The sequence below is a fragment of the Novipirellula aureliae genome, from assembly GCF_007860185.1.
Lineage (GTDB): Bacteria > Planctomycetota > Planctomycetia > Pirellulales > Pirellulaceae > Novipirellula_A > Novipirellula_A aureliae.
Window position 1 is genome coordinate 1 of the sequence record NZ_SJPY01000017.1, and the last position, 7,788, is coordinate 7,788.

6 protein-coding genes are annotated in these 7,788 nt (G+C 55.9%); 5 read left to right on the forward strand and 1 reads right to left on the reverse strand.

Going from position 1 to position 7,788, the window contains the following annotated elements; genetic code table 11:
- Both Q31b_RS27325 and Q31b_RS27330 read left to right on the forward strand, forming a co-directional pair.
- The coding region (locus Q31b_RS27325; protein WP_146602849.1) for a DUF1214 domain-containing protein at positions 1-724 on the forward strand (724 nt) is incomplete at its 5' end.
- Positions 725-877: 153 nt separating this feature from the next.
- The gene (locus Q31b_RS27330; RefSeq protein ID WP_146602850.1) at positions 878-2,548 is read left to right on the forward strand and encodes an arylsulfatase; all 1,671 of its coding nucleotides are present in this window, start codon (positions 878-880) and stop codon (positions 2,546-2,548) included.
- A 277-nt stretch (positions 2,549-2,825) separates the two neighbouring features.
- Here Q31b_RS27330 and Q31b_RS28750 read toward each other — a convergent pair whose 3' ends face one another.
- On the reverse strand, positions 2,826-3,002 hold the full coding sequence (locus Q31b_RS28750; RefSeq protein WP_197172505.1) for a hypothetical protein: 177 nt from the start codon (positions 3,000-3,002) through the stop codon (positions 2,826-2,828).
- On the opposite strand from Q31b_RS28750, the gene Q31b_RS27335 reads away from it, so the two are divergent.
- From Q31b_RS27335 to Q31b_RS27345, 3 genes are all read left to right on the forward strand, one after another.
- Positions 3,001-5,205 (forward strand): arylsulfatase, encoded by a 2,205-nt coding sequence (locus Q31b_RS27335; RefSeq protein WP_197172509.1) that lies wholly within the window; start codon positions 3,001-3,003, stop codon positions 5,203-5,205. The genes Q31b_RS28750 and Q31b_RS27335 overlap by 2 nt on opposite strands.
- 37 nt (positions 5,206-5,242) lie before the next feature.
- Positions 5,243-7,366: a Vgb family protein gene (locus Q31b_RS27340; RefSeq protein WP_146602852.1), complete on the forward strand. Its 2,124-nt coding sequence runs from the start codon at positions 5,243-5,245 to the stop codon at positions 7,364-7,366.
- 52 nt (positions 7,367-7,418) lie between these two features.
- Positions 7,419-7,788: DUF1254 domain-containing protein (locus Q31b_RS27345; RefSeq protein WP_146602853.1), on the forward strand; the 370-nt coding region annotated here is incomplete at its 3' end.

The window sequence follows — 7,788 nt, forward strand, 5'->3', positions numbered from 1 at the left end:
CGCGCTCAAGTACGTTCCCGAAACGGCCATGGACAAAGAGATCCGCGCCAAGCTCGCGACCATCGGTATCGGACCGAACAAGACCTTCAACATGAAGGACCTATCGCCAGAGCACCAAAAAGCGATCATCGTGGGCATGAAGGCTGGTGACGAAAAAATCAGCACTTACTTGGCCTCGGGGATGACCGACGTCAATGGTTGGCAGATTGGCTCCCTGCCGGGTGACGAAGCTCACTATAACGGTGACTGGCTGATGCGCTCCGGCACCGCCAAAGCAGGGCTCTATGGCAACAGCGCCGCCGAGGCCGTTTACCCACTGACCCGCGTGGATGGCAAGGGTGAAACACTCGACTGCAGTAAAAACAACTACACCATCACCTTCCCCGAAGGCCAATACCCGCCCGTGAATGCCTTCTGGTCGGTCACCATGTACGACGGCAAGTCGCAGTATTTAATCGAAAACCCGATCAACCGCTACCTCATCAACTCACCGATGATTCCCAACATGAAAAAGGGCGAAGACGGATCTCTCACCCTTTACATCCAGAAAGACAACCCCGGCGGGGACCTGGAGGCCAACTGGCTCCCGGCTCCGAACGACACCGTCTATCTGGTCATGCGTCTCTACTGGCCGACGACCGAAGCCCCTTCCATCCTGCCTCCAGGCGACGGCTCCTGGAAGCCACCGGGCATCGTGATGGCCAAGTCCGCTTTCCAGAAATAATCGTAGCCATTCACGCGATAGTTGCTGATCAGCGACTATCATGCAAATCCGTGAGCGGTTACAAAAATTTGAATATTCCGCCCCATTTCCGCTCCATTTCCGCTCGTACTGGATAGGAACAGTGACAGAAACCCCAACCCAGAAAGTACAAAAATGAACAAAATGAAACACCTCGCCCTCGCCCTCGGGCTTGTCATGGGCTTCGTCACTTCGGCGCAAGCCGCTGACAAAGCACCTAACATCCTGTTCCTCGTTTCCGATGACACCGGTTTCGGTGACCTCGGTCCCTATGGCGGCGGAGTCGGACGCGGCATGCCAACACCGAGCATCGATAAAATGGCGCGGGACGGCATGACGTTCTTCTCCTTCTATGCTCAGCCAAGTTGCACGCCCGGACGCGCAGCAATGCAGACTGGCCGGATTCCCAATCGCAGCGGCATGACCACCGTCGCCTTCCAGGGCCAGGGCGGCGGACTTCCTGCGGCGGAGTGGACTCTGGCCTCCGTTCTTAAAACCGGCGGCTACAAAACCTATTTTACGGGTAAGTGGCATCTTGGCGAATCCGACTACGCGCTGCCCAATGAACAGGGCTACGACGTCATGAAATACTGCGGGCTTTATCACCTCAACGCCTACACGTACGGTGATCCGACATTTTTCCCGGACATGGCCCCAGAACTGCGTACGTTCTTCAATAAGGTGACCAAAGGTTCGATGTCAGGCAAGGCCGGTGAGAAGGCGTTCGAGGACTTCAAGATCAACGGACAGTATGTCGACGAGCCCGGCAAGAATGTCACGCTCCATGACGTCAACTACCCTGATGGCGTCGTCGGCATTCCGTACTTCGATAGCTATGTCGAGAAGGCGGCCATCGAGTTCCTTGAGGAAGCGGCGAAGACTCCTGACACCCCGTTCTTCATCAATGTGAACTTCATGAAAGTCCACCAACCGAACATGCCAGCTCCGGAGTTCAAACACAAGTCGATGTCCAAGAGCAAGTATGCCGACTCCGTCGTCGAGCTTGACACGCGTATTGGTCGCGTCATGAGCAAGCTGAAAGAACTCGGCCTCGATCAGGATACGTTGGTTGTGTACACGACCGACAACGGAGCTTGGCAGGACGTATATCCGGATGCCGGTTACACCCCGTTCCGAGGCACCAAGGGCACTGTTCGTGAAGGTGGGAACCGGGTTCCTGCCATCGCCGTCTGGCCGGGCAAGATTGAAGCCGCCGCGAAGAACCACGATATCGTCGGAGGCCTTGACCTCATGGCGACATTTGCTTCCGTCGCAGGCGTGAAGCTGCCTGAGAATGATCGCGAAGGGAAGCCGATCATCTTCGACAGCTACGACCTCAGACCGGTCCTCCTGGGCACCGGCCCGTCACCGCGCAAGGAATGGTTCTACTTTACGGAAAACGAACTTTCCCCAGGGGCGGTTCGCGTGGGCAACTACAAGGCTTGCTTTAACATCCGGGGTGACAATGGCCAGGAAACCGGCGGTCTCTCAGTCGATACCAACCTCGGTTGGAAGGGGGCGGAAAAGTACGTCGCCACCGTTCCTCAAATCTTCGACCTGTGGGCCGATCCGCAGGAACGCTACGACCTGTTCATGAACAACTTCACCGAACGTACGTGGACCTTGGTCACCATCGAACCGGCAATTAAAGAGCTCATGAAGACCTACGTAAAGTACCCGCCTCGCAAACTTCAGAGCGCGGGCTACGACGGCCCAATCACCATTTCGGACTACCAAAAGTTTGACTGGCTGCGTAAGTCGCTGGCCGAAGACGGAATTAATCTTCCTCTTCCCACCGGCAACTAGCTGATTGATTCGATCGGGAAACTCGCGGGCCGTCTCTCATGAGGCGGCTCGCGACTTCACCAGTGAATCCCGATTCAACTGATTTCGCGAAAACTTGCGTTTTGAGTTTGAGTTCACGACTCTCTCATGGGGCAAAACCCATGCGGACAACCCAACTGTAAAGAGCTCACCCCCATACCGCCTAACGCAAATTCATGAATCATCGATTATCCGAATTCTCAAGGGCCCTATTGTTCTTGACGCTACTTCTCAGCAGTTCCGCGGCCCACGGACAAGTTCAAACCACCGGCACACCGGGAGCCGCGGATGCGACCACGACCATCAGCGGCAAACAACTACCGGCGCCGCAACCGCCGAACGACGGCAAAATCGGACCAACCGTCGCCGACTCAAAAACCTGGTGGCCACCCCGCGTCGTGCCTGGAAAAGGAGCACCGAACGTCTTGTTGATCATGACGGATGACGCCGGTTTCGGTGTAAGCGGAACCTTTGGAGGAGTGATTCCAACACCGGCCTTGGACCGTGTGGCTAACAACGGATTGCGTTACACGCAGTTCAACTCCACCTCACTTTGTTCGCCCACCCGTGCGGCATTGCTCACGGGGCGCAACCACCATTCGGTAGGCTTTGGCGTCATCACCGAACTATCCACCGGATATCCGGGGTATGACTCGATCATCGGTGTGGAAAACGGAACCATTGGTCAAATCCTGAAAGGAAATGGATACTCCACTTCCTGGTTTGGCAAAAACCACAATACACCATCGTTTGCCTACAGTGTGGCGGGCCCGTTTGATCAATGGCCGTCAGGAATGGGATTTGATTATTTCTACGGCTTTCAAGGTGGCGAGACAGACCAATACACGCCTTACCTTTTCCAGGATCATACTCAGATATTCCCGTGGAGAGGAAAACCCGATTACAACCTGTCCACCGATCTGGCCGATGAGGCGATTGCCAGGATGAAAGCGCTCCAGGCGGCGGATCCCGGCCAACCCTTCTTTATCTATTATGCACCGGGTGGCACCCACTCGCCCCATCAACCACCCACTGAATGGATTGAAAAGTTCAAGGGTAAATTCGACATGGGTTGGAACAAGATGCGGGAACAGATCTTTGCGAATCAAAAGCGTTTGGGTGTGATACCCGCCAACACTCAACTGACACCTTGGCCAGTTGACCTTCCGGAATGGGAATCGCTTTCAGCCGATGAGAAAAAATTGTTCGCGCGTCAGGCGGAGGTATTCGCGGCGTTTGCCGCCTATACCGATGATGAGATTGGCCGTGTGATCCAACAGGTCGAGGACTTGGGCGAGTTGGACAATACCCTGATCATCTACATTTGTGGTGACAACGGAACCAGCCCGGAAGGCACCCTTTTGGGAACTCCCAACCAATATGCATCTTTCAACGGTATCCTCGATATTCCCGTAGCGGACCAATTGAAGCTCTATGATGTTTGGGGATCGCGGGAAACCTATCCACACATGGCGGTCGGCTGGGCCTGGGCATTTGACACGCCCTTCAAATACACCAAGCAGGTCGCCTCCCATTTTGGAGGAACGCGTCAGGGTATGGCCATTTCCTGGCCAGGTCAGATTGACGATATCGGAGGAATCCGCAACCAGTTTCACCACATGATCGATATCATGCCCACGATCATGGAAGCGGCCGGTGTGGCACAACCTGAGGAAATCAACGGCATCCCGCAAAAGCCCATTCAAGGCACCAGCATGGCATACACCTTTAAGAAGGAGAATGCCAACGCGCCATCCGCCCGCAAGGTTCAATACTTCGAGATGATTGCAAATCGTGGCATATACAGTGAAGGCTGGTATGCCAATACAGTGCCTCCTCACGGACCATGGATTTTGAATGCATCATTCCCTCCGATCGACGATTACAAATGGGAATTGTACAACCTGAATGACGATTTCTCCCAAAACAACGACCTCTCCGCACAAAACCCGGAGAAGCTAAGAGAAATGCAGGCACTGTTCGACCAGGAGGCCACAAAGAACAATGTATACCCTCTGGACAACCGTCAGTTCGCCCGTTCGATGGAGCCAAGACCAAGTATGACGGTTGGTAAGACCGAGTTCAATTATCAAGGCGTGAATCCTGGGATGTCGGACTCAAACGCAGCAAACATTCTGGGTCGGTCCTACACGATTACCGCCGAGGTGACGGTGCCGGACGACGGGGGCAACGGTATGATTGTCACTGCCGGAGGCCGTTTTGGCGGATGGGGATTTTACATCCTGAAAGGTGTCCCTGTTTTCGGCTACAACATGTTGGGTCTCGCGCAATACAGGTGGGCCGGAAAAGAACCGCTTACTGCGGGGAAACACACCCTTGTATACGATTATGTCTATAATGGGCCGGGAATTGCAAAAGGTGGAACCGGAACCCTGAAGGTTGATGGCGTGGCTGTGGATACGCACGAACAACCCAATTCAATCGCGTTCATTCAGGTGATGGATGAAACGTTTGATGTGGGAGTGGATACTCGCACCGAGATCAATTCGAAGGACTATATCCTGCCGTTTGATTTCACCGGATCCATCGATCAGCTTAATATCAAGCTTGGCCCCACCCAATTTACTCCAGCCGAACAGAAGCAGATCAAGGATGCTCAAGACAAAGCGAACGACTGAGCTTATCCAATAAACAATATATCGAAAATATCAGACGATGAAACAACCTATAGCTTTAGCAGTGAAATGTTCCGCACTTGCCATTTTAGCCTCACTCATGGCCGTATCGGCTTTCGCTGCCGATGGGATCAAAGGACAGGTCGAGGTCGGCGGCGGCGGGATTTCCGGGGCGGAGGTTACCCTTTGGCTAGCAGGGCCGGGAGCCCCAAAAAAGGTCGCCGAGGCGAAAACGAATGACGATGGCAGCTACGAACTGGCGCTTGCCGGCGGAACGGGCGGCGACGGTGTGCTGTACCTCATCGCTGCGGGCGGTCAGTCGAAGCTATCATCCGGCAAGGAAGTGAATCCCGCAATCACCTTGATGGCAACGTTGGGAGACACGCCCCCGGAGATCGTGACGATCAACGAACTCACCACGGTGGCCTCCGTATGGACCGGAGCGCAATTCCTCGAAGGCACAGTGCTCAGTGGCGATGCACTGGGGCTGCAGATCGCCGCTGGCAACGTGCCGAATCTGGTCGACCTCGAAACGGGCGGCTTAGGATCGGTCATCGAGGACCCGTTGAACAGCTCGGAGACCACCACCTTGGCAAAATTCAACACGCTGGGCATTCTGCTGACGGCCTGCATCACCGAGAAACCGGACGCGTGCAACAAACTCTTTGCAGCAGCCACTCCTCCGGGCGGAGCCGCACCGACCAACACGCTTTCCGCGATGCAGAACATCGCCCGCTATCCGTCGCACAATGCCGACAGGATCTTCGGGTTACTCGACGAGTTCTACCCCGTTCCAGCGGGGAAGCGGTGGCGCGAGGTGGCTCTCATCCCTTACCTCAACTTCGCTCCCAGCGCGTGGACCCTGTCGCTGGTTTACTCGGGGGGTGGCTACAACGGAGTCGGCGGCATCGCGATCGACGGAGAGGGCAACATGTGGTCCTCCAACAACTTCCTAGTCGGTGGGCAAACCACGATTTTTGATTGGGTCGGCGGCGGCATCTCAAAGTTCGCGCCGAACGGCAAACCGCTCTCGCCGATGATCACAGGTTATCGCGGTGGCGGCGTGGACAGTGCCGGCTGGGGCATCGCCGTCTCCGGCGATGACAAGGTCTGGGTCACTAGCATTATCGGCAGCACTATTTCCGTGTTCGACCGCAAGAGCGGGAAACCGCTTTCGCCCGATTCCGGCTACAACTTCGATGGAAAACTCGGTGCGATGCAGGGCATCATGATCTCCCCGAATGGCGACGTCTGGACCCTAGATAACGACCACAGTTGGATTGTTCACTTACCCAAAGGCGACCCCTCAAAAGGACGGATATACGGTCAGGTCGTGGACGGCAAACCGATCGATGGCACCCTCCAGCTCAAAAAGCCCTTCGCTTTGGCGATTGATCAGCAAGACCGGATATGGGTCACCAACAGCGGCTCGAACACCGTGACCCGCTTTCCGGCCAGCGACCCCGGCAAGGCCGTAGAATTTGAGGTCGGATACAGCCCGCACGGGATTGCCATCGATAGCCAGGGCAATGCCTGGGTCGCCAACTCCATCGGCCACATTGGCATCCGAGAGAAGCTGGCCTTCGTCGAGGAGAAGCTCAAAGCCAAGTTTGGAAGTCACGATGGTTCGGCCAGTGAGCGCGCAGCCAAGGAGTGGATCGATCTGTGGGAAATCAGTGATAAGTTTCCAGGCGGCGATGTGTCGATGATTCGCCCCGACGGCACGATGCTCGGCCCCTTCAATGCCGGCAAGACCATGAACGGGGCGTGGGGCATTTCCATTGACGGCAATGACAACGTTTGGGTCTCGAATTCCATGAGCCATAACCTCTCCCAGTTGTGTGGTGTGCGGACCGAGACCTGCCCGCCGGGCCTCAAAACTGGCGATGCGATTTCGCCCAAGGGCGGCTACATCGGCGGTCTGCAAACCATCACGGGCGTCGCTGCCGATCCCGCCGGCAACGTCTGGGTAGCCAACAGTTGGGACCAGACTCTTGCGGGCTTCAAGCAAGTGCCGGACGAGGCGCTGTCCACCCGCTTTGCCGCCAACACGACGGTAGTCTTCTTCGGCTTGGCCAAACCGGTGCGCACCCCGTTGATCGGGCCGGCCGAAGCCGCCCTCGATGGCGCTTGGACAGCTCCGAAAATGGATCTGGTAAAATAGCCCGTAAATTCTATTTAGAACCACATTCATAACAACTCGAAAAAAGCAAATCATGAAAGCAAGCACCATCGCCTTCGCTGCGCTCGCAGCCGCCTCGCTCACGTTCACGTTCACCGCGTGTGATCAAAAGAGCCCTGAGGTCGCCGACCTATCGACGGCTCCGTCCCCAGAGGAAATTCAAGAACTCGCCGAGGAGGGCTTCGTTTACGGTCTGCCGATCGTGATGAACTACGCCGTGATGTATGAATACGCTGTTGACAAGGGCGGTAGCCAATTCAAGGCCCCGTTCAATCAGCTCAAGAACGAGCCACGCGTTTACACCTACAAGGACACGGCGGTCATCACGCCCAATAGCGACACGCCCTATTCCTTCACTTGGCTCGACCTGCGAGCCGAGCCGATCGTCCTGACCGTGCCTGCGG

Bases quoted from the DNA above. Each gene is read 5' to 3' on its own strand.
- Q31b_RS27330 (WP_146602850.1), top strand. From the start codon at position 878: ATGAACAAAATGAAACACCTCGCCCTCGCCCTCGGGCTTGTCATGGGC.
- Q31b_RS27335 (WP_197172509.1), top strand. From the start codon at position 3,001: ATGACGGATGACGCCGGTTTCGGTGTAAGCGGAACCTTTGGAGGAGTG.
- Q31b_RS28750 (WP_197172505.1), bottom strand. From the start codon at position 3,002: ATGATCAACAAGACGTTCGGTGCTCCTTTTCCAGGCACGACGCGGGGT.
- Q31b_RS27340 (WP_146602852.1), top strand. From the start codon at position 5,243: ATGAAACAACCTATAGCTTTAGCAGTGAAATGTTCCGCACTTGCCATT.